The sequence below is a fragment of the Roseicyclus sp. genome (assembly GCF_018402035.1).
In the GTDB taxonomy this organism is placed as follows: Bacteria; Pseudomonadota; Alphaproteobacteria; order Rhodobacterales; family Rhodobacteraceae; genus Roseicyclus.
The window spans coordinates 1-24,289 of the sequence record NZ_JAGYJN010000003.1 but is presented as its reverse complement, the minus strand read 5'-3'; the positions used below and the strand labels follow the sequence as shown (position 1 = coordinate 24,289).

General features: G+C 61.2%; 23 protein-coding genes, 1 tRNA gene and 2 pseudogenes. 12 read left to right on the top strand and 14 right to left on the bottom strand.

From position 1 onward, the window contains the following. Positions 1-17: 17 nt before the first annotated feature. The 4 genes from KG698_RS06195 to ilvD form a co-directional block, all read right to left on the bottom strand. Complete coding sequence (locus KG698_RS06195; protein WP_213684702.1) at positions 18-401, bottom strand: hypothetical protein; 384 nt, start codon at positions 399-401, stop codon at positions 18-20. A gap of 15 nt (positions 402-416) precedes the next feature. Beyond that, complete coding sequence (locus KG698_RS06190; protein WP_213684701.1) at positions 417-1,166, bottom strand: DUF6478 family protein; 750 nt, start codon at positions 1,164-1,166, stop codon at positions 417-419. A 94-nt stretch (positions 1,167-1,260) separates the two neighbouring features. After that, positions 1,261-2,091 carry a YppG family protein gene (locus KG698_RS06185; protein WP_213684700.1) on the bottom strand — a complete coding sequence of 277 codons (831 nt, stop codon included), beginning with the start codon at positions 2,089-2,091 and terminating at the stop codon, positions 1,261-1,263. Beyond that, positions 2,072-3,805 carry a dihydroxy-acid dehydratase gene (gene ilvD / locus KG698_RS06180; RefSeq protein WP_213684699.1) on the bottom strand — a complete coding sequence of 578 codons (1,734 nt, stop codon included), beginning with the start codon at positions 3,803-3,805 and terminating at the stop codon, positions 2,072-2,074. The genes KG698_RS06185 and ilvD overlap by 20 nt, the downstream gene beginning before the upstream one ends. 144 nt (positions 3,806-3,949) lie before the next feature. Here ilvD and KG698_RS06175 point away from each other — a divergent pair, with 144 nt between their 5' ends. After that, positions 3,950-4,840 carry a CPBP family intramembrane glutamic endopeptidase gene (locus KG698_RS06175; RefSeq protein ID WP_213684698.1) on the top strand — a complete coding sequence of 297 codons (891 nt, stop codon included), beginning with the start codon at positions 3,950-3,952 and terminating at the stop codon, positions 4,838-4,840. 4 nt (positions 4,841-4,844) lie between these two features. Here KG698_RS06175 and dapE read toward each other — a convergent pair whose 3' ends face one another. Further along, complete coding sequence (dapE, locus tag KG698_RS06170) at positions 4,845-6,014, bottom strand: succinyl-diaminopimelate desuccinylase (protein WP_213684697.1); 1,170 nt, start codon at positions 6,012-6,014, stop codon at positions 4,845-4,847. Between the two features lie 274 nt (positions 6,015-6,288). Here dapE and KG698_RS06165 point away from each other — a divergent pair, with 274 nt between their 5' ends. Together KG698_RS06165 and KG698_RS06160 are read left to right on the top strand one after the other, a co-directional pair. Further along, positions 6,289-7,872, top strand: a complete 1,584-nt coding sequence (locus KG698_RS06165; protein ID WP_213684696.1) for a Hint domain-containing protein — start codon at positions 6,289-6,291, stop codon at positions 7,870-7,872. Beyond that, on the top strand, positions 7,869-8,954 hold the full coding sequence (locus tag KG698_RS06160) for a Hint domain-containing protein (protein ID WP_213684695.1): 1,086 nt from the start codon (positions 7,869-7,871) through the stop codon (positions 8,952-8,954). The genes KG698_RS06165 and KG698_RS06160 overlap by 4 nt, the downstream gene beginning before the upstream one ends. A 5-nt stretch (positions 8,955-8,959) precedes the next feature. On the opposite strand, the gene KG698_RS06155 is transcribed toward KG698_RS06160, so the two are convergent. Next, positions 8,960-9,292 (bottom strand): hypothetical protein, encoded by a 333-nt coding sequence (locus KG698_RS06155; RefSeq protein WP_213684694.1) that lies wholly within the window; start codon positions 9,290-9,292, stop codon positions 8,960-8,962. 154 nt (positions 9,293-9,446) lie between these two features. Here KG698_RS06155 and KG698_RS06150 point away from each other — a divergent pair, with 154 nt between their 5' ends. Both KG698_RS06150 and KG698_RS06145 read left to right on the top strand, forming a co-directional pair. Continuing rightward, the gene (locus KG698_RS06150; RefSeq protein WP_213684693.1) at positions 9,447-9,638 is read left to right on the top strand and encodes a DUF2892 domain-containing protein; all 192 of its coding nucleotides are present in this window, start codon (positions 9,447-9,449) and stop codon (positions 9,636-9,638) included. Positions 9,639-9,719: 81 nt separating this feature from the next. Next, a complete protein-coding gene (locus tag KG698_RS06145; protein ID WP_213684692.1) occupies positions 9,720-10,427 on the top strand; it encodes an HAD family hydrolase in 708 nt (235 codons plus the stop codon). Here KG698_RS06145 and KG698_RS06140 read toward each other — a convergent pair. From KG698_RS06140 to KG698_RS06135, 3 genes and pseudogenes are all read right to left on the bottom strand, one after another. Beyond that, positions 10,424-11,475 (bottom strand): annotated as a pseudogene (locus KG698_RS06140) (saccharopine dehydrogenase). The gene KG698_RS06145 and the pseudogene KG698_RS06140 sit on opposite strands and share 4 nt — an antisense overlap. Continuing rightward, complete coding sequence (locus KG698_RS15550; RefSeq protein ID WP_300983042.1) at positions 11,476-11,682, bottom strand: hypothetical protein; 207 nt, start codon at positions 11,680-11,682, stop codon at positions 11,476-11,478. It lies immediately after the preceding pseudogene. Further along, a complete protein-coding gene (locus KG698_RS06135; RefSeq protein ID WP_300983040.1) occupies positions 11,661-12,125 on the bottom strand; it encodes a phosphoglycerate mutase family protein in 465 nt (154 codons plus the stop codon). Before KG698_RS06135 ends, KG698_RS15550 begins: the two co-directional genes overlap by 22 nt. A gap of 107 nt (positions 12,126-12,232) precedes the next feature. Between KG698_RS06135 and KG698_RS06130 the strand changes: the two are divergent. After that, positions 12,233-13,430: pseudogene (locus KG698_RS06130) on the top strand (hydantoinase/carbamoylase family amidase). A gap of 72 nt (positions 13,431-13,502) precedes the next feature. Here KG698_RS06130 and ykgO read toward each other — a convergent pair. Beyond that, positions 13,503-13,628, bottom strand: a complete 126-nt coding sequence (ykgO, locus tag KG698_RS06125; protein ID WP_012177066.1) for a type B 50S ribosomal protein L36 — start codon at positions 13,626-13,628, stop codon at positions 13,503-13,505. A gap of 70 nt (positions 13,629-13,698) precedes the next feature. After that, positions 13,699-13,773: transfer RNA gene (locus KG698_RS06120), tRNA-Val, on the bottom strand. A 165-nt stretch (positions 13,774-13,938) separates the two neighbouring features. Between KG698_RS06120 and KG698_RS06115 the strand changes: the two genes are divergently transcribed. Continuing rightward, positions 13,939-14,796, top strand: coding sequence for an N-formylglutamate amidohydrolase (locus KG698_RS06115; protein ID WP_213684691.1), 858 nt, complete (start codon positions 13,939-13,941; stop codon positions 14,794-14,796). Positions 14,797-14,857: 61 nt separating this feature from the next. Here the strand turns inward: KG698_RS06115 and KG698_RS06110 are convergent, their stop codons facing one another. Then, positions 14,858-16,111 carry a DNA polymerase IV gene (locus tag KG698_RS06110; RefSeq protein ID WP_213684690.1) on the bottom strand — a complete coding sequence of 418 codons (1,254 nt, stop codon included), beginning with the start codon at positions 16,109-16,111 and terminating at the stop codon, positions 14,858-14,860. Between the two features lie 129 nt (positions 16,112-16,240). Between KG698_RS06110 and KG698_RS06105 the strand changes: the two genes are divergently transcribed. Both KG698_RS06105 and KG698_RS06100 read left to right on the top strand, forming a co-directional pair. Continuing rightward, positions 16,241-17,128, top strand: coding sequence for an SPFH domain-containing protein (locus tag KG698_RS06105; protein ID WP_213684689.1), 888 nt, complete (start codon positions 16,241-16,243; stop codon positions 17,126-17,128). After that, a complete protein-coding gene (locus KG698_RS06100) occupies positions 17,128-17,412 on the top strand; it encodes a hypothetical protein (protein WP_213684688.1) in 285 nt (94 codons plus the stop codon). Before KG698_RS06105 ends, KG698_RS06100 begins: the two co-directional genes overlap by 1 nt. 142 nt (positions 17,413-17,554) lie before the next feature. On the opposite strand, the gene pyrF is transcribed toward KG698_RS06100, so the two are convergent. Further along, on the bottom strand, positions 17,555-18,250 hold the full coding sequence (gene pyrF, locus KG698_RS06095) for an orotidine-5'-phosphate decarboxylase (protein ID WP_213684687.1): 696 nt from the start codon (positions 18,248-18,250) through the stop codon (positions 17,555-17,557). Between the two features lie 346 nt (positions 18,251-18,596). Here pyrF and clpB point away from each other — a divergent pair, with 346 nt between their 5' ends. Beyond that, complete coding sequence (gene clpB / locus KG698_RS06090) at positions 18,597-21,212, top strand: ATP-dependent chaperone ClpB (RefSeq protein ID WP_213684686.1); 2,616 nt, start codon at positions 18,597-18,599, stop codon at positions 21,210-21,212. Positions 21,213-21,303: 91 nt separating this feature from the next. On the opposite strand, the gene KG698_RS06085 is transcribed toward clpB, so the two are convergent. After that, complete coding sequence (locus KG698_RS06085) at positions 21,304-21,786, bottom strand: fasciclin domain-containing protein (protein ID WP_213684685.1); 483 nt, start codon at positions 21,784-21,786, stop codon at positions 21,304-21,306. 314 nt (positions 21,787-22,100) lie between these two features. On the opposite strand from KG698_RS06085, the gene msrP reads away from it, so the two are divergent. Then, positions 22,101-23,006 carry a protein-methionine-sulfoxide reductase catalytic subunit MsrP gene (gene msrP / locus KG698_RS06080; RefSeq protein ID WP_213684684.1) on the top strand — a complete coding sequence of 302 codons (906 nt, stop codon included), beginning with the start codon at positions 22,101-22,103 and terminating at the stop codon, positions 23,004-23,006. 4 nt (positions 23,007-23,010) lie between these two features. Then, positions 23,011-23,640 (top strand): protein-methionine-sulfoxide reductase heme-binding subunit MsrQ, encoded by a 630-nt coding sequence (msrQ, locus tag KG698_RS06075; RefSeq protein ID WP_213684683.1) that lies wholly within the window; start codon positions 23,011-23,013, stop codon positions 23,638-23,640. Positions 23,641-24,289: the final 649 nt, after the last annotated feature.

Sequence of the window (24,289 nt, the reverse complement as noted above, 5' to 3'; positions counted from 1 at the left end):
GCGGCGTCATGCGGCGATCAACGGCCCCCGGTTTCGGCGCAATGGCGGCGAAAGGCGCGTTTGAGCATTTCCAACTCATCGCGCAAAAGGGCGATTTCCGCCCTGATATCTTCGTCCAGCGGGGAGCCGGCCATCAAGGTGATGCGATCCAGCACGCTGCCCGTGGCGACGGCGCGCAATGCGATGACTTGCACACCATCGGCAATCACTTGCGCGGGTAAATCGAGGCTGACCTGCCAATTGCCGGGCTTGCCCGCGTCCGGGGTGAGGGTGGCAATCGCGACAACCTTGCCTTCATGCACGGCCTCGATCCCCTCGGCCATAGCGGCGTTGGTGCTGGTCAAGACGGCCTGATACTGCCCTGCCTGCAACCGAACCCGAACAAGCGCGTCATCTGTCATCGGTCTAACCCCAGCTTATACATCCGCGCGTGGTGCGCGCGACATCACCATGTCCAAGATCGCGATCCGGTTCATTTCCGGACCTTCCAAGATCAGATCCAGCCAAGCCTTTTCGATCCGCCGCTCATTGACCTTGGTATAGGCCAGATCGAATTCAGCCAGCGCTATCTCGCCGCTGAAATCGAACTGACGCACGAGTTGTTCGTGGTTAGGCCCATGCTGGATGTTGAGGCGGGCGTAGATTTCAATCGGCTGTTCACGTGCCAAAGTCAGTTGGACCCGAAAGCAATGCGCGAGGCTTAATCCCTGCAGCGCCGCCCAAGGCAGATCTTGCACCAGCGACAAGAACGACCCATCAAAGCGATAGACATCGAGAAAAAGCCCGTAGGCCGCCCCCTGCCGGCCCTTGATCGGCGCTTGGCGCAGGCAAAGATCGGCGTTGTTGGCATCATGAAACAAGGTCACGCCCGTCCCCAGCGCGAGCGGCGAGGCGAAATCGAGATGCGCTTGTGGCGAAAGCCGCGACCGCCACGGCGCGGCCCGTTCGGCCCAGTCGCATTGATCACCCTGCTGTTTGACGTCAAGTCCTTCGACCCGCGCTAGCATTTCGGTGGTTGCGCGTGCGGCCAAGCGGTCGATCTCACCACGCATGCCGCACATGCGCTGCTGCAGACCAAGCAGATCGCGCATCGACATGGTATTTGGCGATTTTAGCGCCCGTTCCCAGCGCTTGAGCGGGCTAGATTGGCCGAAAAAGCCGAACAATTTTAACCTGTCCTTACCCATACACACGCAACCCTTGGGAACTAAAAACACTTCGCCTTGCGCAACGTCATGGCGTAAAAAACTCGCTCTTTCGTTAACCGAGTATCCGACGAAAGAAACCAACATTCCAGAGGGTCGGCCGTTCCAATGGCATGATGCGCGGGGAAGCTGGCGCAGGTGCAACGCTTTGAGGGCGCGGCGTGGGCTGAACGGCTGGTTGCGGTGGCGTCGTCATCGGCGCGATAGGGTCGATTGGCGTCATGGGCGCGAGTGGCACATCAAGGTTTGCCCCTTGCACCAAGCGCACGAAGCTGAGCAACAGCGACAGGCTTTCCTCGCGCGAAAGGTTGCGCTCTTCCAGCGACAGCACCGACAAGGTGGCGATGCGCGGCCCGACATCGAGATAGGCCCGCCAATATTCGCTTTGCACCCCGCCAATCGCATCATCGCTGGTATCATTGGCATGCAGCAAGAAAACCCCGCCATCCAAGGCGGTATCAAGGATCGTGACCTGTGCCGGATCGCCCGACCGGCTGAGCAGCGTCAGCCCCTCATCCGAGCGGAAGAACCCGTCGAGCTGCCCAAGGCTATCGGACAAGCGCCCATCGGTTGAGGGGGCCGACACCGTCGCCGTCAGCACCGCAGGCGTTGTCGGCTGCCGCGCGCGGCGTGAATTTGAGATCGCAGCGCAATTGCCGAGCAGGACAAAACTTGTGTCCGAGCTGTCGCGGGTCGAGGTTGGATCGACGCAAAACCCCTCGGGGCCGGTGATGACGATCCGGTCGGCGGTCACCGTCACTTGGGTCGGGGCCGGTGCAGCGGGACCATCGCCAGCACCACCGAACCTGCCCCCACAGCCGACAAGAACAAGACAGGCCGCGATGATCGCGGCCTGTCTGATGTGATCAAAGATCAGCGTAAACATGCTTTTCCTTGGTCGCGCCGGGATGGGTGACTGCACCCTTCACCGCCGGGCCGACCAACTGGGCATATTTCCACAGTGCGCCGGTTTCATAGATCGTCTCGCGCGGGCCTTGCCACAGTTTGCGGCGTGCCTCCAACTCGGCCTCGCTCAGCGCGACCGACAATTCGCCGCTGACCGCGTTGATCGTGATGATGTCGCCATCTTGCAGCAAGCCGATGGGACCGCCGATCGCCGCCTCTGGGCCGACATGGCCGACGCAGAAACCGCGCGTTGCACCCGAGAAACGGCCATCGGTGATCAGCGCCACCTTTTTGCCCATGCCTTGGCCCGAGATCGCGCTGGTGGTGGCCAGCATTTCGCGCATGCCGGGGCCGCCGCGCGGCCCTTCGTTGCGGATGACCAGAACCTCACCCTCTTGATAGGCGCGGTTTTTGACCGCCTCAAATGCGTCCTCTTCACATTCAAAGACGCGCGCAGGGCCGGAAAAGACCTGTTCCTTGGCCGACATGCCCGCGACCTTCACAATCGCGCCTTCGGGGGCGAGATTACCCTTGAGGCCGACGACACCACCGGTTTCGGTGATGGGGGTGGCCGCGGGGTGGATGACCTTGCCATCGGCCTCGCGGGTGATGAGGTCAAGCTCCTCGCCCATGGTGCGGCCGGTCACGGTCAGGCAATCTTCGTGGATCAGGCCGATCTTGCGCAATTCCTTCATCACGACGGGCACGCCGCCCACCTCGTAAAGGTCTTTGGCCACATACTGACCGCCGGGTTTCATATCGACGAAATAGGGCGTGTCCTTGAAAATCTCGCAGACATCGAACAGGTCGAAATCAATCCCCGCCTCATGCGCGATGGCGGGCAGGTGCAGACCAGCATTGGTCGAGCCCCCCGTGCAGGCCACAACGCGGGCCGCGTTTTCAAGGCTTTTGCGCGTCACGATATCACGCGGGCGCAGGCCGATTTCCAACAGCTTCATCACCGCTTCGCCCGAGGCCACACCATATTGATCGCGTGACTCGTAAGGGGCCGGTGCGCCGGACGAATTGGGCAGGGCCAGACCGATGGCCTCGGACACGCAGGCCATGGTGTTGGCGGTGAATTGGCCGCCGCAGGCACCCGCGCTGGGGCAGGCGACCCGCTCGAGGATGGCCAGCGCCTCATCGCTGAGATTGCCCGCCTGATGCTGTCCCACGGCCTCGAACACATCTTGCACGGTCACATCGCGGCCATCCAGACGACCGGGAAGGATCGAGCCGCCATAGATGAACACCGACGGCACATTCAGACGCACCATCGCCATCATCATGCCGGGCAGCGATTTATCGCAACCGGCCAGACCCACCAGCGCGTCATAGCAATGGCCGCGCATGGTCAATTCGACGGTGTCGGTGATCGCATCGCGGCTTGCCAGCGATGAGCGCATCCCCTCATGGCCCATGGCGATGCCATCGGTCACGGTGATGGTGGTGAACTCACGCGGGGTGCCAAAGGCTTTCTTGACGCCGACCTTGACCGCTTGCGCCTGACGGTTGAGCGAGATGTTGCAAGGTGCCGCTTCGTTCCAGCAGGTGGCAACGCCGACGAAGGGCTGATGAATTTCTTCGTCGGTCAGGCCCATGGCATAGAAATAGGACCGATGCGGCGCGCGCGATGCGCCCTCGGTGACATGCCGACTTGGCAGTTTTGACTTGTCGAATTTCCCTGTCGGCATTGTGCTGGCCCCCCTATGGCGTCTGTCAGCAAGCTGTTGTTGCTTGGGAAATAGACCCATGGCCTTGGGCAGACAAGCATGATTGCCGCATCATCCCATGCGGATTAGACTATCGCCAATCAAAAGCCGTCAAAGGCAGGGTCGATGCAGTATGTAGCACAAGAAGCGTTGGTGGCGGCTGCGGGCGCGAAATCGGCATTGTGGCGTTTGGGTGTCGGCCTGATCGTGGTGATCGCGATCTATGTCGCGGGTATCGCCGCATTGTTTGGTTTGTTGGTTGTGATCAGCGGGTGGGATGGCGCGCAGGTCTGGCTTGTCCGCATGGCTGATGCCGATAGCCCCACCGCGACGCTTTTGGTTTTGGCCACATTCATCGGCATGGGGATCGGTCCCTTGGTCGCGGCACGGCTGTTGCATGCGCGCCCCCTTTGGTCGCTTTTTGGTGAACAGGCGCGGCTTTTGCGGCATTTCGGGGCGGCTGCGATCATCTGCGCGCTGATCTATGCGCTGGCCGCGCTTTTGCCGGTTGGGGCGGTGCCTGCGCCGAACTTGCCCCTTGGCTTATGGGCCTCGTTTCTGCCGCTCGCCTTGGTGGCGGTGCTGATCCAGACCGGCGCTGAAGAGGTGCTTTTTCGCGGTTATATCCAAAGCCAGCTTGCCGCACGCGTTGCCGCGCCATTGGTGTGGATGATCATCCCCTCTGCGGTGTTTGCGGCGCTGCATTACCAGCCCGAAATTTTCGGCCAGAATGCGTGGATGATGGTCGGTGCCGTTTTCGTTTTTGCGCTATTGGCGGCTGATCTGACCGCCCATACCGGCACGATTGGTGCGGCTTGGGGGTTTCATTTTGCCAATAACTGCGCCGCGATCTTGGTTGTCGGGGTCGAGGGGCCGCTTTCGGGCTTGGCCCTTTATACCTTGCCGCAAGACTTTGTTCTTGCGGCTGATCTGGGCTGGATGCTGGCCAAGGATGTAGGGATGATGATCATCGTCTGGGCGGTGATCCGGCGCGTGCTTGGGCGCGGCACGCGCTAGCCGCTTAGCCTATGTCACTGCGAAACGGCTCACCCGCGAAATAGTTTTGCAGCATCCGGCTATAAATTCGTTTGAGATCATGGATATCGGCGATCCAGACGCGCTCATCCACCTCGTGCATGCGATGCCCGACAAGGCCGCATTCCACCACCGCGCAGTGATCTTTGACAAAGCGCGCATCCGATGTGCCGCCGGTTGTCGAAAGCACCGGGCTTGCGTTGGTTTCTTGCCGGATTGCTTGGCTGACCAGTGTCGAAAGCGGGCCGGGTGGCGTCAGAAACGCCTCGCCCGAGATTTGGCTGCGCATCGTGATCTGAACGCCCATCTGTGCCGCCACGGCATCGGCTTGGCTTTGCAACCAATCATGCAGCGCAGCACCGCTGTGCAGATCGTTAAAGCGGAGGTTCACCGTCATCCGCGTGCGTGCTGGAATGACGTTTGATGCGGTATTGCCCGTGTCGATCGTGGTGACCGACAGCGTGGAGGCATCGAAATGATCGGTGCCTTCGTCCAAAACATGGGTCGATAGGCGATGGGCCAAAAGCGCTATGGCGGGCATCGGGTTCAGCGCCTTGTGCAGATAGGCGGAATGGCCCTGTTTGCCGATCACTTCGAAATAGGCGGTCATCGATCCACGGCGGCCGATCTTTACCATATCGCCGATCTGGCTGACGCTTGTGGGCTCGCCCACGATGCAGATATCCATGCTTTCGCCGTTTTGATCCATCCAATCAAGGATCGCCACCGTGCCATCCTTGCCCGGCCCCTCTTCGTCGCCGGTGATCGCGATCACGACGGCACCTTTGGGCGGTGTCTGGGTCACGAAATCGACGGCGGCGGCGACAAAGGCCGCGACGCCCGATTTCATGTCGGTCGCACCGCGCCCATAAAGCCAGCCATCCGCTTGATGGGCGGAAAAGGGCGGGTAGGTCCATGCAGCCGCATCACCGATGGGCACGACATCGGTATGCCCGTTAAAGCCAAAGCTGCGCGGCGCCGCCTTGTCGCCCCAGCGCGCGAAAAGATTGGGCGTGCCGTTGCGATCCACGCGCCAGCACGCAAAACCGGCCGCGCCAAGCATCTGTTCCAAAAGCACAAGCGCGCCGCCCTCTTCCGGTGTGACCGAGGGGCAACGGACAAGGGCAGCGGTCAGATCAACGGGATCAACGGTCATCGGCGCGGCTCCGGTTGGGGCGTGAGCCATGCGTAACGCTGTGACCGCGAAGGCACAACAGGGTGTTGCCCAGCCAGTGCCGCAAAGAATGACTTCAACTTTAGAGAGTAAACTACTACTTTTGGGTATAAATAATAAGTCAAGGCCGAGGCAGGCAGCGGCGTAAGACCGCGATGTAGCAGAATGCATAAAGGTTCCGGGCCGCGTATCAAACGGCCCTTGTAATGCTCTGTGACCAGACCCGCCCAAGGCCCAAGACCGAGGCAGGCAAGGCATGGCAACGGGGCAAACGCTACCGATCAATATCAATGCGTCCGCGATGCAGATGGCGCGGACGATCTTTGGCGATGATGTCAAAGTGGTGCGCGCAAGCTATTCCGGCGACCGTGTTTCATCAGGCATCTACACCAACGGTGACACAGTTTCGCCGGAGGTCACACCGGGTGACACCGGCGTCATCTTGACCACGGGGCATGTGCGCAACTTCACCCAGCCCAATGGCGACCCCAACCGCAGCACGAGCACATCCTACAACTCGACCGGGCAGAACGGGAACCCGTTGTTCGACGCGCTTGCCGGGACCAGCACCTATGATGCGGCGATCTTGACGACGCAGTTCATTCCGACCTCGGATTTCTTGTCGATACAGTTCACCTTTTCCTCGGAAGAATACCCCGAGTTCGTCGGCACCATTTTCAACGATGTGGTGGGGGTTTGGATCAACGGGCAGCTGGTGACATCGCCTGTGATCAATGTGGCCCAGATCAACGGGATCAATCAAACCGAGAATGAAACCCTTTTCATCGATAATACGGGCGACGCGCATAACACCGAGATGGATGGCTTTACCGCGACCTTGTCGCTGCTGATCCCGGTCAATAACGGGCAAGTCAACACATTGATCATCGGCATCGCGGATGTTGGGGATGCAAGCTACGACAGCGCGCTTTTGATTGCTGCGGGTTCGGTCCAAGGTGCCTTTATCGCGCATGATGATACCATCACCTTGAACGAACTTCAGATTGGGGTTCTCGATGTGCTTGCCAATGATGGCAACGGCGTCGGCATCAGTATCGTCACACATATCAATGGCGTCGCGCTTGGCGTTGGCGACACGGTGACCTTGTCCAACGGGTATCAGGTCACCTTGCTGGCCAATGGCCAGCTCGAGATCGCGCCACCGGCCAGTATGACTGGGTTGACCGACCCTATCGTGACCAATTTCACCTACACCGCGCAGAATCAAAACGGCGTCAGCGACACGGCCTATGTGACCATCAAGACGGTGCCTTGTTTCGCTTCGGGAACCATGATCCGGACCCCACAGGGTGAGGTGCCCATCGACGCGCTTTCGGTCGGTGATCTGGTCGAGACCCGCGATCACGGCCCACAAGCCTTGCGCTGGATCGGGCGGCGCAAGGTTGCGGCCAAGGGGCGCTTTGCCCCGGTCGTCATCGAGGCTGGCACATTTGGCCATCATCGGCGGTTGATCGTGTCGCCTCAGCATCGGATCTTGCTGACGCATTGGATGGCCGAGTTGATGTTCGGCGAGCAAGAGGTGCTGGTTGCCGCAAAGGATTTGATCAACGACTGTTCGGTGCGCATCGCCGAGGGTGGCGAGATTGAATATCTTCACCTGCTGTTTGACGCGCATGAGATCATCTTTGCAGAAGGGCTCCCAACCGAGAGTTTCTTGCCCGGTCCGATGGGATTGAACGATTTCGAGGCGCCCGTGCGCGCCGAGGTTCTGACACTGTTTCCCGATATTGATCCCGTGACCCATGCTGGGTATGGGCCATCGGCGCGCATCGCCCTTAAATCCTTTGAGGCGCATGTCATGCGGGGTGCTGTCGCGTGAATCTGGCCCTCACGCATGATGATTTGCCAAGCGGCGTGCGCCTTGGGGCAGCCGATCACTGGGTCGCTGTCTGGGATATGGGCCAGATCTGCATCCCGCCACCGCGGTTTGCCAAGCGCGAACCGCACATGGCATTGTCGCTTTTGCTTGAATTCTGCATGCCGTTTGTCGCGGGTAGGCACCCGCTCAGACTATGGCAAGGCGTGGCCGAGGCGTCGCGCGCGATTGCGCTTTACGCCCAGCGCGATGGTGCCTTGCGTCTTGTTCACGGCGAGGCGGACCTCAGCACGACGGCGGGTTTTGCGCGGCCGGGTGACATGATCGGCATGCGCTATTTGACCTGCGCGCGGGGCCGGGCCGATCTGGTCGAGTTCGTCAACCATGCGCGCGGACAGCGGATAAGGGTACGGTTGGGTGTCGCGCATGCCGCCCGGCTAGACGAGGCCTTGCCGCGCGACGACAGGTTCTTGCGCGTCTGTCATGTTGCGGCAATCGCTGATTTCCATGTCTGCTCAAGCGATCTTCCGGCACTTGGGGCGGGGGTTATTCTTCCTACGACCGAGGGGCCAATCCCGGTGGAGGCACTGCGTCCTGATATGATGCTCATCTTGACCGATGGGCCGCCCAAGCCCCTGCGCTGGATCACGCGCCGCCCGCGTCTTTGCCTTGGGCGCATGGCGCCGATCCGGCTGCGCGCGCCTTATTTTGGGCTGGCGCAAGATATCGTCACCACGCCAGAGACGCGGGTTTTGCGCAGCGGTGCCGCCGTGGAATACCTGTTTGGCCATGAGCGCGTCTTGATCAGCGCCGGCGATCTGACATCAAGCCCCGGCGCGCAGCGCGACCGTCGCATGCCTGTGCGCGACATGTACCACTTAATGCTGGATGATCACGCTTGCGTGGCGATTGACCGCTGCGGTGTTGAAACCGCGCTGCTTGCTGATGTGGTTGCCGCCGAAGATGCGGGCGCGCAGCGAAATCTCAGCCAGACGGACCGCACACCTTGCCTGCCGGTACTCGACCGGGCCAGTGCGCAGGCCTTGATCGCGGCCTCGACCACGGGGCGGCGGACTTTGATCTAGCAGAATTAGTCGTAAAAAGGGGTCATCTGTGCGACGATAACCGCGTTTTCTTGCGCGGCGCGCTGCATTAGCGCGACCTCATCCTCGTCGATTTCTTCGCCCGCCTCCATGCGTTCTTCGCGCGTGCCGTGGCCGGTGACGTCAAGCGGCGCAAGATCGGCCTGTTTCAAAATCGCGACCGTCTCGCGCACGGCTTCGGCCTCATCCACGCCTGATGCATAGCACAAAAGGGCGGCCCCCGTGGCCTTGTCGGGCAAACCATCGCCCGCCTTGCGGCCAACCTCGACCACAAGGGTATACACATGCTGGGTGCGACGTGGTTTGGGATCTTCGCTCATGGCACCGATCTGCGCTGGAATGGGGCGATGGTCAATCCGGGATGTGCAAAGCTTCGCTGCGACTTGTCGCTATTGATCCATGACAAGGTGATCGGGGCGGTCGCCGGTTATGGGCTGTGTATGATCCATGATCCACAGAGAAAGGACCGATCCCATGTCTCGTAATGAGGGCAATATCGACCGCGCTTTGCGCATCATCCTTGGCCTTGGCCTTTTGGCGCTGGTCTTCGTCGGGCCACAGACGCCGTGGGGCTGGATTGGCCTTGTGCCGCTTGTCACGGGGTTGGTTGGCTTTTGCCCGCTCTACCGGCTGATTGGCATTAACACCTGCGCGATGAAATCATAACGACCGTGCTTGGCCCGTGGCCTCTTGCACCCAGCCGCGTGACATGGCGAATGGGGGTCATTGGCAAAACGGGGGCGGATCGTGAAAATCGCGATGTGGTCGGGGCCGCGGAACCTATCGACCGCGATGATGTATGCTTTTGCCGCGCGCGGCGATTGCGCGGTCTGGGATGAGCCGTTTTATGCGCCTTACTTGGCAGCAAGTGGGGCCGATCATCCGATGCGGGACGATATTCTGCGCGCCCATGAGGCCGATCCCGCCGCCGTTGCCGCGCGCTGTGCCGGTCCGGTGCCGGATGGCGCGGCGCATTGGTATATGAAGCATATGCCCCATCATATGCTGCCGGGTTTCCCGCTGGGCTGGGCGGGGGATTGCGTCAATATCCATTTGATCCGCCATCCCGCGCGGGTGATCGCAAGCTATGCCGAAAAGCGCGATGACATCACGTTGGAGGATATCGGATATCCCCAACAGGCCCAGTTATGGCAGGTCTTGGGCGGCCCGGTGATCGCGGCCGAGGATATTCGCGCCGATCCGGCCCGCGCGCTGGGCGCGCTTTGCGCCGAGATCGGGCTGCCCTATCGCGCATCCATGCTGGCATGGCCTGCGGGGGCCAAGGGTTTCGACGGCGTCTGGGCCGCGCATTGGTATCATGCGGTGCATCGCTCGACAGGTTTTGCCGGGGCAGAGGGGCCATTGCCGGAATTGCCACCCAATCGCGCGGCACTTTTGGCCGCGGCGATGCCGATCTATGAGGCGATGCGCGCGGTCGCCTTGACGCCGCGCTAGCCCGCGATGTGCCGGTCAAAGACCGCCTTTGCCCCGGCCCATACCCCTTGATCCAGCCGGTCGAGCGTCATCAGGCTGGGCAAGAGTTGGGCGGCGTAATCCTCGGAGCTTTCGCGCGGCAAGAGCGAGGGCAGATTGTCGATGGCCATCACATCAAGTGGCGGTGCGTCATGGACGCGGCGCGCAGGGCGCCACCCAATCGGTGATCTGGTCATACACCTTGATCGGTGAGAAATCGGAACCGGGATCGCAGGCGATATCGCCGATCACCCGCAAGGCGCGCGGCGTGGTCTTGGCCGTATGTGGAACAAAGACAGGCACGCCGGGCATGGCAAGGATGCAATTGAGAAAAATCTCGTGATCCAGAATTTCGGGGAAGGGGCCGCCATGGGCGGTCTCGGCCATATCCCACAGGGTCGGTGCAAGCCCCATGGTGCGGCAGAAATCGGCGGCGCCTGTGCCGACGCGGCCCTTGGCGCCGATGATGATCACCCGCGGGGGTTGCGGCAGGGCCGACAGCGCCGGTGCGATCGCGGCCCTGAGCGTGGCGGCATCTTGCATCGGCGCGATGGGCGGGCAGATCTCGCCCTTGGCCTGCGCGATCAGCGCCAGCGCTGAGACCGCCGCCCCGGCATAGCCCGCCCAATAGCCAAAGGCCGCGATCCGGCGGCCATCGGTATCGACAAGATATTCAAGATCATAAAGCGTACCAGCCACCGACGCGGAAGCGATCAAGAAGCGCGCGCCCGGCCTGTTGCCCCTTATAGGCATGGCCGAACATGATATGGCGATGGACCAAGGGGGTGCCATCCTCGGGCAGTTCCTTGAGGCCGAAGATGATCGCATCGCGGGGGGCCGTGGGCCAGCTATGTGCCGGGGCCACATCGGCACCGGCGGCGACATAATCCGCAAGCGCCAAGATGCGGCGCGGGCTGTCTTCGACGGTGAGCTTGAAGCCCTTGCCGATCAGCGCAGCCGCCCCTTGGGGTGTCAGGCCAACGCGGTCTTCATTCGGGCGGCTTTCGGCGCGGACCCAGAGATGGATCATTCAATACTCCGTCCTGGCATAGCTGCGGTCCGGCCCATCCAGATGCGGGGTGGCGTTGAAGCCCGCCAAGATTTGCACATCGGGCAGCACCATCACCCGATGGATCGAACAATTGCGGATCGGCACCAGCAGATGCGACATGCGCGCAATATCAAGATCGAGCAGATGGCGCGCCATCATGCCGATCACGCCCCCGAGGTGACGCATAGCACGCGGCGGCCCGGACGGGCGGCGAGCGTCAGCATTTCGGCCACGCGGCCCTCAAAGCTGTCGTAGGTCTCATCGCCTTGGATCTCGGCGCGCTGCCACGCTTGCATGACATCGGTGATGTGGTGGACGAAATTCTCGGGCGTGTGCTGGCTGGTGCCGTTTCGCGCGGCATGCGCCTTGGTCAGGTTGAAATAATCCAGCTCATTCAGGCGGGCATCGACCTCGGGGGTGGCACCCATTTCGCCCATGGCGGCCAGTGTCTCGCGGTGGCGGCGCAGCGATCCGGTCAGGACACGGTCGAATGGCGCGTCATGGTCGCGCAGCCATTCGCCCAGCCAGCGCGCCTGTTGATGGCCCAGATCGGACAGGCGGTCATAGCCTGCCTCGTCATCGGCCGCCGAATTCGCTTGGCCGTGGCGCACAAGAACCAGTTCACCCATGTCGCTTCCTTTCCCGGTTTGGGCAGGTGATGGGCGATCGCGGGCCGGATCGCAAGGCCCGGCTGGACGCGTGGCGTGGGGCGTGCTTCAACATGGGCATGGCTCATATTCCCGTCGATCCCGCCCGCTTCCTTGCCGATCTTCACGCGCTGCGCCGCTTTGGGGGCGATAGTGCCAGCAAGGGGGTGCGGCGGCGCGCCTTTTCCCCTGAGGATTTGGCCGCCCGTGATTGGTTGGGCGAACAAATGGCGGCAGCGGGGCTAGAGCCGCGCTTTGACCCGGTAGGCAATCTTTTTGGCCTTGCGCCGGGTCGGTCGCTTTTGCTGGGCTCACACAGCGATACCCAGCCCGAGGGGGGGTGGCTAGATGGTGCCTTGGGTGTCGTCGCCGCGCTGGAGATTGCACGCGCGGCGCGCGAATCGGGCGGCCCCCCGATTTCCGTGGTCAGTTTCCAAGACGAGGAGGGCCGCTTTGGTGCCTTGACCGGCAGTTCGGTCTGGTCAGGCAAGCTGGACTTGGAGGCCGCCGATGGGCTGGTGGCCAATGATGGGCTGTCCTTTGCGGACGCGCGCGCAGCTGGGTGCAAGAGTGGGCGATTTCGTCGATCCCACGCGGTTCAGCGCCTTTCTCGAAATGCATATCGAGCAGGGGCCGGTTTTGGATTTGGCGGGCGAAGCGATTGGCGTGGTCACGGGGATCGTGGGTTTGCGGCAATTGCAGGTCACGATCATGGGTCAGCAAAACCACGCGGGCACCACGCCGATGGCGCATCGGCGCGATGCCTTCAGTGTTGCAGCCAGCATCGCCACGGCCTTGCCCGACCGCTTTGCCAATATCGTGACGCCCCAATCGGTTTGGACCATTGGCCAAATCGCGCTGCATCCGGGGGCGGCCTCGGTCGTGCCGGGGCGGGCGACATTCTCGTTGCAATGGCGCGATATCGAGAGCGACAGGCTTGACCGGATGGAGGCGGCGATCATGGCATTGCTCGACGATATAGCCGCAAGTTCGGGCTGTGAGGTCACCGCCACGCGCTTGCGCCATGATCTATCGCCGATGCCGATGGATGTGGGGCTTCAAGCGATCTTGTCTAAAGCGGCCGACACGGTGGCACCGGGGCGCTGGCGCGCTATGCCATCGGGTGCGCTGCATGATGCATCGAACTTGGCGGTTTTAATGCCAGTGGGCATGGTCTTTGTTCCCTCCATCGGGGGGATTTCGCATGCCTTCGAAGAGGACACGCATCAGGCCGATCTGATCACGGGCCTTGCCGTCTTGGCCGATGCGGCGGCGCGGATCGGGTAAGGCATGCTCACATCGCGCAAAGAAAAAGCCGCCCCGAGGGGCGGCTTTTTTCGCTGTGAATATAACGCAGGATCAGCCCTGACGGGCTTTGAACCGGCGCTGGGTCTTGTTGATCACATAGACCCGACCCTTGCGGCGCACGACGCGACAATCGCGGTGACGCTGCTTGAGCGAGCGGAGCGAGTTCTTGACCTTCATGGCCTATCTCCTTCGTCGCGGCGCGGGCGTCGCGCCTCTCGGTTTCATTTGGTCCTTGCGGACCGGTTCATGGTGGGCGGTACTGGGATCGAACCAGTGACCCCTACGATGTCAACGTAGTGCTCTACCGCTGAGCTAACCGCCCTTTGCCCGGGACGTCAGCTAGGGTCGGCCATCGCAAGGCCCGATTCCGCGCATCCCGCCGCATGGGTGACGGGTCTATAGAAGGATTGGGGTAGGGGTTCAAGAGCTTTTGGATTATCGGCAAAATCCGCTATATGAAGGCAACAGATGTTTGAACGGAGCGTCGATGCAGCCTGCTTTTCGCCTTGCCTGTCCTGATGAGTTGCTCACGCCCGTGGTGGTGGCTTCGCCCCATTCGGGGCGGTATTATCCGGCGGCCTTCTTGGCGGCGAGCGTCTTGGACGAGGCAAGCGTCAGATCATCGGAAGATGCCTTTATGGATCTTCTCGTGGCACAGGCACCCAGCCTTGGTGCGCCGCTCTTGGCGGCGGAATATCCGCGCGCTTGGCTGGATCTTAACCGCAGCCCCGATGAGTTGGACCCTAGCGTGATCGAGGGTGTCATCCGCGTGATGCAGACGCCGCGGATATCCTCGGGGCTTGGGGTGATCCCGCGCGTCGTGGCCAATGGGCGCGCGATCTATCGCGGCAAGATCACCCGTGCCGAGGCCGAGGCGCGCATCGCGCAAGTGTGGCGGCCCTATCATGCAGCGCTTGAGGGGTTGATGCAGACAGCCCATGCCAGCTTTGGCGAGGCGGTGCTTTTGGATTTCCATTCCATGCCGCATGAAGCGCTCGACGCGGTCGTGCGGCCCGGTCGCCCCCGGCCGCAAGTGGTGTTGGGGGATCGATTCGGTGCCTCGGCTTCTGGTGAGATCCTTGATGCGCTGGAAGATGGGTTTTTAGGCGAAGGGTTGCGCGTGATCCGCAATGCGCCCTTTGCCGGGGCGTTTGTCACGCAGCATTATGGGCGTCCATCGCGTGGTTGGCACGCGGTGCAGATCGAGATTGATCGTGGCCTCTATATGGATGAGCGCAGCCTGCGCCCAAATGCCGATTTCGAGAAGCTAGGCGAGGTCATTACCCGGGTCATATCGCGCGTGATCATCGCAAGGCCGGGCCGGGTGCCACTGGCCGCGCAATAGGGGGCTCTGCCCCCGGCCTGCGGCCTCCCCCGGGATATTTATGAAACGAAGAAGCATAGACTTAGCGGAGCGCGCGGCCCTTGAGGATCGCGTCTGTTCCGAATCGCGCACGGATTGCATCGGTTGCGCGCTCGGCGGCGGCGCGGCGGGATTGGCCGGGATCAAGCAGGTCACCGGCGCGATCGGCAGCCGCCGCGGGGATCAGCTCTGACAGGCCGAGGCCGATCAGCCGATAGGGTTTGGGGTGATCGGCCTGCGTCAAGAGCGCATGCGCCACCCGGTAGATGCGGTCCGCGATCTGGGTGCCGTCATCGAGCGAGGCGCGCCGGGTCAGTAGCTTGAAATCATTGCGCTTGAGCTTGAGCGTCACAACCCGCCCGGCAAGCCCGCGTGCCTTGGCGCGGTCGGCGATTTTCTCGGCTAAGCGCCAGATATGGCCATCGAGCAGATCGGGATCAGAGATGTCGTCGGCAAAGGTCGTCTCGTTCGAGATCGATTTGATCGCGCGGTCCGGGCTGACGCGGCGGGTATCTTCGCCGCGGGCCAGATGGAAGAGGCGCTCGCCCATGGTGCCGAAACGCGCCTGAAGATCCTTGCGTTCCCAACGGCGCAGGTCGGCGAAGCTGCGGATGCCGACCTGTTCGAGCGCTGCTTGGCCGGCGGCACCGATCCCCCAGATCATGCGCACCGGCTTGTCGCGCAGGAAATCTAGTGTCTCGGCCCGGCCGATCACCGAAAAGCCGCGCGGCTTGTCGAGGTCGGAGGCGAGCTTGGCCAGAAACTTGTTATGCGACAGCCCGATGGAGCCGGTAATGCCCAATTCGGTCTGCATGCGTTTGACCAGCCCCGCCACCAGCACGGCAGGCGGCGCACCATGCAGCCGAGCGGTTCCGGAAAGATCCAAGAATGCCTCGTCAAGCGAGAGCGGCTCAATTGCGGGTGTGAGATCGGCCATCATCGCGCGGATCTGGGCCGAGACCTGTGCATAGACATCCATGCGCCCGCGCACGACCACCGCCTCGGGGCAGAGCTTGAGCGCTTGGAACATCGGCATGGCCGAGCGCACGCCCTTGATGCGCGCGATATAGCAAGCGGTCGAAACCACGCCGCGCCGCCCACCGCCGATGATCACGGGCTTGTCGCGCAGATCGGGATTGTCGCGTTTTTCAACCGACGCATAAAAGGCGTCGCAATCCATATGCGCGATGGAGAGATCCCAAAGCTCGGCATGGGTGGTGATGCGCGGGCTGGCACATGCCGGACAGCGCGGGCGCTGGTCGAAACGGGTCAGACAATCGCGGCACAAGCTGGGCATGGGGCGAGGATAGGCCCATCCATGCCCTGACGGAAGATGTCGCGCGCGCGCATTATGGCTGGAAAAATGAGGGCGAAGATCGCATAGGATGGCCCCAGTCAGCCCGTAACCCAATAGACGAGTAACCCAATGGACCAACTGCTTGCCGAGATCTTGGGCGGGAACATCGTGATCTTGTTGTTCGCGCTGTTCATCATCCTTTCCATTTTCCTTGCGATCCGCATTGTGCCGCAATCCGAGCAGCATGTGGTCGAACGCTTTGGGCGGTTGCGAGTGGTCTTGGGGCCGGGGATCAATTTCATCGTGCCGTTTCTGGATCGGGTGGCGCATCGCGTGTCGATCCTTGAGCGGCAGCTTCCAACGGCCAGCCAAGATGCGATCACCACTGACAACGTGCTTTTGGTCGTGGAAACCAGCGTGTTTTACCGCGTGCTCCATCCCGAGCGGACTGTGTACCGCATCCGCGATGTCGATGCCGCCATCGCGACAACGGTCGCGGGGATCGTGCGCGCCGAGATCGGCAAGATGGAGCTGGACGAGGTGCAATCGAACCGCGCCAGCCTGATCATGCGGATCAAGGAGGCGGTCGAGGGGGCCGTTGACGATTGGGGAATCGAGGTGACGCGGGCCGAAATCCTTGATGTGGGGCTGGATCAAGCGACGCGCGATGCGATGCTGCAACAGCTTAACGCCGAGCGTGAGCGCCGCGCCGCCGTGACGCGGGCCGAGGGGCAAAAGCGGGCCGTCGAACTGGCCGCTGACGCCGAGTTATACGCCGCGCGCCAACAGGCCGAGGCGCGCCGGGTCGAAGCCGATGCCGAAGCCTATGCCACGGGCGTGGTGGCCGAGGCGATTGCCAAGGGCGGGCTTGAGGCGGTGCAGTACAACATCGCACTTGAACAGGTGAAGGCCATCGGCCAGGTCGGCAAGGGCCAAGGCAGCCAGATGATCATCGTACCCGCCGATGCGGTCGATGCCTTTGGCAAGGCGTTCTCGATGTTGAAAGGGCGCGGCTGATGTGGGCGGCCTGGTGGGTCTGGGGGGCGGCGGCGGTCCTGCTTGCGATCGGTGAGGTCTTGCTGCCGAGTTTCGTCTTGCTGGGCTTTGCGCTGGGCGCGGCCGTTGTGGCGGCGCTTTTGCTCTTTGGCGGCCCCTTGTCGGTGTGGCTGGCCGCATCCCTGCCGCTTTTGCTGCTATTATTCGCGATTGTTTCGCTGCTGTGCTGGTTGGCACTGCGCCGTTGGGTCGGGGTCTATCGCGGGCAGGTCAAGACATTCGACCACGACATTAACGACAATTAAAGTATCGGTCTTGATCAAGACGGATACTTCAGAGCGTGTCGCGTTATAACGCATTCACCGCAACAGGCGAACGCGTTATGCCTTGCAAACGCTGCCTCGCCTGTTGCGGTGAATACTGCGGACTGATCAAACGCGACACGCTCTAGACGGTTGCCAGCTCCGCCAAGATCGCTTGTGCCGCCGCGCGCGGGTCGGGCGCTTGCCAGATCGGGCGGCCGATGACGATATGATCGGCACCGGCGGCAATCGCATGCGCCGGGGTTGCGACGCGCTTTTGATCGCCCAGATCCGCACCGCCGGGGCGCACACCGGGGGTGACGATCAGACGGCCCTTGGCTTGCGGCAAGGCGCGGATCAGCGCGGCCTCTTGCGGAGAGGCGATGACGCCATCGGCACCAGCCTCGAACGCACGCGCGGCACGGGTGGTCACGATGTCCGCGATATCGCCGGGAATGATCAGATTGGCATCGAGATCAGCGCGGTCGTTAGAGGTGAGAATTGTCACGGCGAGAATCTTTAGCGCCGTGCCCGATGCCCCCTCTTTCGCGGCGCGCACGACCTGTGGGTCGCCATGCACGGTGAGGAAGTCGAAATCGAAGCCTGCGATCCCGCGCACAGCTTTTTCGACCGTCGCGCCGATGTCGAAGAACTTCATATCAAGAAAGATGCGTTTGCCCTGTTCATGCTTGAGTTCATTGGCAAGGCCAAGCCCGCCACCGGTCAGCATGCCCAGCCCGATCTTGTAGAAATCGACCGTTGCGCCAAGGCGTTCGGCCACGTTGAGCCCTTCGATGGCATTTGCAACATCGAGCGCGACGATCAGGCGGTCATCGGACATGCTTGGCACCTTTTGGTTCGGGGGTTGCCCGTTCCTAGGTGGCGAATGCCGCCATGTCCATATCACGTGCCATTCGCACGGCATTGGCGGGATAAGCTTTGCGGGGAACAGGTCGGGGGGCGCCTATACTGAGGTCGGCACCCCCCTGTCGCGATCAAAACACACGCAATCGCGCTGAAACTTTTGACACTGCGCATATCTTTAGTCGCACGCAATGTTGATGTCGAGAGCTAGTTGCGTCTTGCAGGTCAAGATTTCGCTTCCCACATGAAGATCGAGGCCCAATGGTCACCATGCCGCGAGACGGGTGGTTGCCGAACGGGCGCTTGGAAAAGGAGAGATGAAGATGAACTTGGATAAGTTCACCGATCGTGCCCGCGGTTTCTTGCAAGCCGCCCAAACGATCGCCCAACGCGAAGACCACCAGAAACTCGGCCCTGAACATATCCTCAAGGCATTGATGGATGATGAACAAGGCATGGCCGCGGCTTTGATCAAACGTGCTGGCGGCGCGCCGGAACGGGTGCGCGAGGCGCTTGCGCTGACCTTGTCGCGTATCCCCAAGGTCACGGGCGATGCTGCATCGCTGGTATCGGACCGGCAATTGGTCAAGGTGCTGGACGAGGCGGAAAAGCTTTCGAAAAAGGCAGGCGATAGTTTCGTCGCGGTCGAACGGCTTTTGACCGCGCTGGCCATCGTGACCAGTCCCGCGCGTGACGCGCTTGAGGCCGGCGCGGTGAATGCGCAATCGCTGAACGCCGCGATCAATGATTTGCGCAAAGGGCGTACTGCCGATTCGGCTGGCGCCGAAGAGAGTTACGACGCGCTCAAGAAATATGCCCGCGACCTGACCGAGGCCGCGCGCGAGGGCAAGATCGACCCGATCATCGGGCGCGATGAAGAAATCCGGCGCGCGATGCAGGTGTTAAGCCGTCGGACAAAGAACAACCCCGTGCTGATTGGCGAGCCCGGCGTTGGCAAGACCGCGATTGCCGAGGGGCTGGCGCTACGCATCGTCAATGGCGATGTGCCGGAAAGCCTGCGAAACAAGTCGCTGATGGCGCTGGATATGGGCGCGCTGATCGCGGGTGCAAAATATCGCGGTGATTTCGAAGAGCGGCTCAAGGCCGTGCTGGGCGAAGTGACCGCCGCCGCTGGTGAGATCATCTTGTTCATCGATGAGATGCACACGCTGGTGGGTGCGGGCAAATCCGACGGTGCGATGGATGCGGCCAACCTGATCAAACCCGCCTTGGCGCGTGGTGAGTTGCATTGCATCGGCGCGACCACCTTGGATGAATATCGCAAATACGTGGAGAAAGACGCGGCCCTTGCCCGTCGCTTTCAACCCTTGATGGTCGAAGAGCCGACGGTCGAGGATACGATCAGTATCTTGCGCGGCATCAAGGAGAAGTACGAGCTGCACCATGGTGTGCGGATATCCGACGCCGCCTTGGTCGCGGCTGCCACGCTGTCGCATCGCTATATCACCGACCGATTCCTGCCCGACAAGGCCATCGACCTGATGGATGAGGCGGCAAGCCGCCTGCGGATGGAGGTCGATAGCAAGCCCGAGGAACTCGATGCGCTGGATCGGCAGATCTTGCAGATGCAGATCGAGGCGGCGGCGCTGAAAAAGGAAGATGATCAGGCTAGCCGTGACCGGCTTGAAAAGCTCGAGCGCGAATTGGGCGATCTGCAACAGCAATCGGCTGAGATGTCTGCCAAATGGCAGGCCGAGCGCGACAAGCTGGACAAGGCGCGCAGTATCAAAGAGCGGCTCGAGCAAGCGCGCGCCGAACTTGATCAAGCCAAGCGCAATGGCGATCTCGCGAAAGCGGGCGAGCTGTCTTATGGCGTGATCCCGCAGCTTGAAAAGGATCTTGTCGCCGCCGAAGCGCAAGATGACGATGTGATGGTCGAAGAGGCGGTGCGCCCCGAACAGATCGCCGCCGTGGTCGAGCGTTGGACCGGCATCCCCATGTCCAAGATGCTGGAGGGGGAGCGCGAGAAACTTCTGAAGATGGAGGCCGAACTTGGCCGCCGCGTCATCGGCCAGCATTTGGCGGTCGAGGCGGTCAGCCGTGCGGTGCGCCGTGCGCGCGCGGGCCTGCAAGATGAGAATAGGCCGCTTGGCTCGTTCCTGTTTCTTGGGCCGACCGGTGTGGGCAAGACCGAGCTGACAAAGGCACTGGCCGCTTACCTGTTCGATGATGATCAGGCGATGGTGCGTATCGACATGTCGGAATTCATGGAAAAGCATTCGGTCGCGCGGCTGATCGGTGCGCCGCCGGGCTATGTCGGCTATGATGAGGGCGGCGTGTTGACCGAAGCGGTGCGGCGCAGACCCTATCAGGTGATCTTGTTCGACGAGGTCGAAAAGGCCCATCCCGAGGTGTTCAACGTGCTGTTGCAGGTGCTTGACGACGGCATCTTGACCGATGGTCAGGGCCGGCGCGTGGATTTCAAGCAGACCTTGATCGTCCTGACCTCGAACCTCGGGAGCCAAGCGCTCAGCCAATTGCCCGAGGGCGCGGATGCGGCGGCGGCAAAGCATGATGTGATGGAAGCCGTGCGCGCCCATTTCCGGCCCGAGTTCCTGAACCGGCTTGACGATATGATCGTCTTTGATCGGCTTACGCGGGAAGATATGGGTGGCATCGTCACCATCCAGCTTGGGCTTTTGGCCAAGCGGCTTGCCGGGCGCAAGATCACCCTCGATCTGGACCGGGATGCGCGGCAATGGCTGGCCGATGAAGGCTATGATCCCGTGTTTGGGGCGCGCCCGCTCAAGCGGGTGATCCAGCGCAGTTTGCAAGATCAGCTGGCCGAGATGATCCTTGCGGGCGACATTGGCGATGGCGCGACGGTGCATGTCACGGTTGGGCCTGACGGGCTGATGGTGGGGGATCGTATCGCCCCATCCAAGCGGCCCAAGCCCGATGATGCTGTCTTGCATTGAACACGGCATGATATCGCGCGTTGCGCTCTTAAATAAAAAGGCCCCCGTGAAACAATCACGGGGGCCTTTTTCAAGGTCTATGGTGCCGGGTTCACTTCGGCAGCAGGACTTTGTCGATCACATGGATCACGCCATTGCTGGCCGTAATATCGGCCGAGACGACATTGGCGTCATTGATCATCACACCATTGCCGAGGTCGACGGTGATTTCGCCGCCCTGAACGGTTGCGGCCATCATGCCATTGGTCAGGTCGGTGGACATCACCGCGCCGGGCACAACGTGATAGGTCAGGATGGCGATCAGCTGATCGCGGTTCTCGGGCAGAAGCAGGCTTTCGACGGTGCCGGCGGGCAGTGCGGCGAATGCCTCATCGGTGGGGGCGAATACGGTGAAGGGGCCTTCGCCCGACAGCGTTTCGACCAGATCGGCGGCCGCAACGGCGGCGACCAGCGTGGTGAAGCTACCTGCTTCGATCGCGGTTTCGACAATGTTCTTTCCGCCATGTCCGCCGGCGAATGCTTGACCTGCCAAGATGGTGGTGGCTGCAAGGGCGATAAGTGTTTTGCGCATCACAAACTCTCCTATGTGCGTGATCGAGCGGGGGGGTGCACCCTCTCGTCTGTTGCTGAGGTGGCTGTGGTGGCGATGTTTTCAAGTGAAGCGGTTTTCCGCCGCGTCCCTTGACGCAGGCGCTTTCGCCCCTAAGCCAAGCGGTGTGACGAATTCTAATCAAATGGGCGTGAGATCATTTGACGGGGCGTGATTGAAACGGCCCAAATGTTTCAACCCATCACGCTGGAAAACAGTTTCGTGACCGATGCGCGCAATGCTTGGTTTTGGGCGTATATCATGGGCACAGTATCGCGACAGCAAATAGGGAGGCTTGCATGGCCCGCCGCTACACTTCGGATCTTGGCTGGGGAGATGTCACGCCAAAACAGCTTTTCTTGAACCGGCGTCAGTTGCTTACCGGTTCGGGCGCATTGATCGGCGCGGGCTTGGCCGGATCGCGCGCGCGCGCGCAGGGCGATCTTGAACCCAATAGCTGGGACGACATCACGACCTATAATAACTTCTACGAATTCGGCACCCGCAAGGAAGACCCCGCGCGCTTTGCGCATATGATGACCACACAACCCTGGTCGATCGTGATTGACGGGATGGTCGATAACCCCGGCACCTATAGTTTTGAGCAGATCGTCGAGGGCATGACCATCGAAGAGCGCATCTATCGTTTCCGCTGTGTCGAGGCGTGGTCGATGGTGATTCCTTGGAACGGGTTCGAGCTTGCCGATTTGTTGGCGCGTGTCGGTGTCCAAGAAGGTGCGCGCTACGTCGCCTTTGAAACGATGTTTCGCCCCGATCAGATGCCCGGTGTCCGCCTGCCGGTTCTGGATTGGCCCTATCGCGAGGGTTTGCGTCTGGATGAGGCGCTGCATCCGCTGACCATTATGGCAACGGGTGTCTATGGCGAAACCATGCCCAACCAGAACGGCGCACCGATCAGATTGGTGGTGCCGTGGAAATACGGCTTCAAATCGATCAAATCCATCGTGCGGATCACGCTGACCGACACAGAGCCATACGCAAGCTGGAATGCGGCCCAGCCGGATGAGTACGGCTTCTATAGTAATGTGAACCCCAATGTGGATCACCCCCGCTGGAGCCAAGCGACCGAACGCCGGATCGGTGGCGGTTTGTTTGCGGGGCGCATCCCCACCCTGATGTTCAACGGCTATGAGCAAGAGGTCGCTTCGCTCTACGACGGTATGGACCTTTCGGCCTCGTTCTAAGGTGATGGCGAACCCCATCGGTGCGACGGTCATTCAGCGCAGTAATATCGCCCTGCGCCGCGTCCCTGCATCGCTACTATATATACTAGGGGCTGGCTGGGCAGCTTGGCTGTTCTGGCTGGCCGCGACCGGTGGCCTTGGGGTTGAACCGATCGAGGCGCTGGAACACCGCTATGGCAAGCTTGCGCTACAGCTGATCGTGTTCGGTTTGCTCGTCACGCCATTGCGGCGATGGACCGGGCTAAACCTCATGCCGTTTCGGCGCGCTATTGGTGTCACCGCCTTTTTCTATGTCGTGGCGCATCTGCTGGTTTGGGCCATCTTGGATGTGCAGACGCTCGCGGCGATCTGGGCCGATATCGTGAAGCGGCCCTATGTGACGATTGGGATGGCGGGATTCGCGTTGTTGCTGCCGCTTGCGGTGACATCCAATGATCTGGCCGTCCGACGGTTGGGCGCGGCGCGCTGGCGTGTGATTCACAAGCTGGCCTATCCGGCGGCGATTCTGGGCGGGCTGCATTACATTTGGCTGTCAAAGGGGGTGCAGATCGAACCCTTGGCCTATTTCGCAGCCATCATCATGCTTTTGGCGCTTCGGATTCGCGCCCGCCGCCCGCGAGTCGCACCGGACTAGCTGGTGACTCGGCCTAGGCCTATCAACATATTGGGGGCATTCGCTGATTTGGCACAAGTGGGCCAGAATTTATGCGGGCGAGTCGCGATCAAAATTCAGCCCACAGGCCAAAAACAGCCCTGACGCAAAGAAAATGAAAACGCTAAACCGTTGTTTTATTGGGAATTTACCGACCCAATGCAAAAAATGTCATCTTTCCGTAAAAAAGACCTTGCAGCCCCCCGGCCCCATCCGTAAATACGCCTTCACCGGCGGCGCTGAGGTGCCAACGGAAAGCCAAACGAGGCGGCGCTGAGAGGCAAAGCTGCGGGCGGCAAACAAAAAAACTGAGACACACTGAGGCGGGCAGCGCTCAATAGGAAGAGCGCAGTCGGTTAATTTTTGTCTCTCGCTCTTTGAAATTGCTGGTTTCTGAAGAGATATGCGGGCGGTTTGGTCCATTCGATGGATCATCCTCTGTATATCGCGCTCTTAGGGCTTCGGTCCGATGATAGAGTGTCAGCTTCACTGTTTGTACGGCTTTCGGTTTCTGATGAAACCCGAAGCACAACAAACAGAGACTGTCCCTTCCTAGCCGGAAGGGACGATGTGCAGAGGTTCGAACGTCAAGGATAAGCTGGTAACAGCTTTTCAACTTGAGAGTTTGATC